The 2,514-nt window shown below is 71.2% G+C and carries 3 protein-coding genes; 2 read left to right on the plus strand and 1 reads right to left on the minus strand.

What is annotated here, in order from left to right:
• The coding region (locus tag AC27KI_RS22705; protein ID WP_487090847.1) for an aminotransferase class I/II-fold pyridoxal phosphate-dependent enzyme at positions 1 to 504 on the plus strand (504 nt) is incomplete at its 5' end.
• Positions 505 to 571: 67 nt separating this feature from the next.
• Positions 572 to 1,564: a Bug family tripartite tricarboxylate transporter substrate binding protein gene (locus tag AC27KI_RS22710; RefSeq protein WP_284431055.1), complete on the plus strand. Its 993-nt coding sequence runs from the start codon at positions 572 to 574 to the stop codon at positions 1,562 to 1,564.
• Between the two features lie 60 nt (positions 1,565 to 1,624).
• Here the strand turns inward: AC27KI_RS22710 and AC27KI_RS22715 are convergent, their stop codons facing one another.
• Entirely contained in the window at positions 1,625 to 2,503 is an 879-nt protein-coding gene (locus AC27KI_RS22715; protein ID WP_487090848.1) for a DMT family transporter, read from the minus strand.
• Positions 2,504 to 2,514: the final 11 nt, after the last annotated feature.

Below are 2,514 nucleotides of genomic sequence, written 5' to 3' on the forward strand. Positions count from 1 at the left end.
AACGGCGTGTCCAAGGCCTATGCCATGACCGGCTGGCGCATCGGGTACGGGGCCGGGCCGGCGCAACTCATCCAGGCCATGGTCAAGCTGCAGTCGCAAAGCACCTCGGGCGCCAACGCCATCGCGCAGGCCGCAGCGGTGGCGGCGCTGACGGGCCCGCAGGATTTCGTGGCGCAGAGCCGGCGCATCTTCCAGGAGCGCCGCGATACCGTGCTGCAGGCGCTGACCGCCATCGATGGCCTGCACTGCCACCGGCCGCAGGGCGCCTTCTACCTGTTCGCCTCCTGCAGCGCGTTGTGGGGCCTGCGCACGCCCCAGGGCACGCCTATCCGCAGCAGCGACGACTGGATCCTGCACCTGCTGGAGTCCGAAAACCTCGCCGCGCTGCAGGGCAGCGCGTACGGCGTCGGCACGCATTTCCGCATCTCGTTCGCCGCCGGCACCGACGAGCTGCTGGAAGGATGCCGGCGCATCGCCCGCGCCCGTGCATCGCTGGTCGCCTGATGCCTCGGCCACTGTGTCTCCCGCTCCGCCCCGTCCCGTCCCACCACGCCCCGTTCCAAGGATCGCCATGAACCGCCTGTCGCTTCGCCCCTTCCTCGCCCTCGCCTCGGTACTCGGAGTGGCCGCCGCGCTGCAGGCCACGGCCGTGCGGGCCGCGGACCCGTTTCCCTCCAAGCCGGTGCGCATCGTCGTCGGCTTCTCGCCGGGTGGCTCCAACGACATCGTCGCGCGGCTGATCGCCCCCAAGCTGGCCGACGCCCTGGGCCAGCCGGTCGTGATCGACAACCGGCCGGGCGCGGGCGGCAACATCGCCGCCTCGGCGGTGCTGTCGGCCCCGCCCGACGGGACCACGCTGCTGATGTGCACCACGGGCACGCTGTCGATCCAGCCGCACCTGATCAAGTCGCTGCCCTTCAATCCCGAGACGGATCTGCTGCCCGTCACGCAGATCGCCAACGCGCCTTACCTGCTGCTGGTGAATGCCGCGCTGCCGGTCAAGACCGTGGGCGAACTGGTCCAGTACGCCCGGCAAAGGCCTGGCGAGCTCAATTTCGCGTCGTCCGGCAACGGCACGGGTGGCCACCTGGCCGGCGAAATGCTCAAGTCGCGCGCGGGCATCGACATCGTGCACATCGCCTACAAGGGCACCGGCAGCGCCATGGCCGACGTGCTGTCGGGCCAGGTGTCGATGATCTTCGACCAACCGGTCAGCTCGATGCCGAACGTGCGCTCGGGCAAGCTGCGGCTGCTGGCCGTGGCCAGCGCCCGGCGGCTGCCCGGCTTTCCCGATGTGCCGACCGTGTCGGAGACGGGTGTGCCGAATTTCGACCCGGTGACCTGGACGGGCCTGTGCGCCGCCAAGGGCACGCCACCCGCGGCCATCGCGCGCGTGCAGCAGGAAGTGGCCAAGGTGCTGGCCATGCCCGAGATCGCCCAGCGCCTGGTGCAGGACGGCCTGGAGCCCGTCGGCAGCACGCCACGGCAGTTCCGGGAATTCCTGGTGGCGGACAAGCAGAAATGGGGCCGCGTGATCCAGGACGCCGGCGTCAAGCTCGACTGAGTACCCGCGGCGTCACGCCTCGGCCCGACCTCCGTTGCGAAGTCACGGGGAAGGCAGGGGCTACCGCGTCTCGCGCACGGTGAGCCAGGCGCTGGCGGCCCCGCTGAGCACGATGGCCGCGATGCCCGCCAGCGACCAGGCGTCCGGCACATGGCGGAACAGCAGCCAGCCGGCGAGCATCGCGAAGCCGATCTGGCTGTAGAGGAACGGCGCGATCGTCACCGGCGTCGTGCGCGCATAGGCCTGGAGCAGCAGCATATGCCCCACGGCGCTCGACAGGCCCATGGCGAACATGCCGGCCCACAGCCATGGGTCCGCGATGGCGGTCCAGGTGAACGGCACGCCCACCGACACCAGCGCCGCGGCCAGCCAGCCGGTGTAGAGCTGCGTGGTGGCGGGGCTCTCGTGCCCCGCCATCTTGCTGCTGATGACCTGGTAGCCCGTGCCGGTGGCCAGCAGGCACAGCGGCCAGAGCATGGCCCAGGTGAAGGCCTCGCCCCCCGGGCGGATGATGGCCAGCGTGCCCGCCAGCCCCAGGACCACGAGCGCCCAGCGCGGCGCGCTCACCCGCTGGTGCAGCCACAGCGCCGCCACCACCGTCACGCACAGCGGCGTGGCCGCCACGATGGCGGTGAACTCGGCCAGCGGCAGGTGCTGGATGCTGATGAAGCCGAAGAGGCTCGTGGCGGCGAACAGCACCGCGCGCAGCGCCTGGAACCGCGGCTGCGTGGTGCGCAGCACGGCAACGCCTTCGCGCTGCAGCACGAACACCGTGGTCAGCAGCGCCTGGAACAGGTAGCGCAGCCACAGCGCCATGAAGAGCGGCACGGCGGCGCTGACCCATTTGGTGGTGGCGTCCAGTACCGCGAAGCATGCGCAGGCGCCCACGGTGAGGCCAATGCCCGCGACGGCCGCGGCGCGGCTGCGCAGGGCGTGCAGCGGCGGCGGGG

Source organism: Acidovorax sp. KPB24-03 (assembly GCF_057546605.1).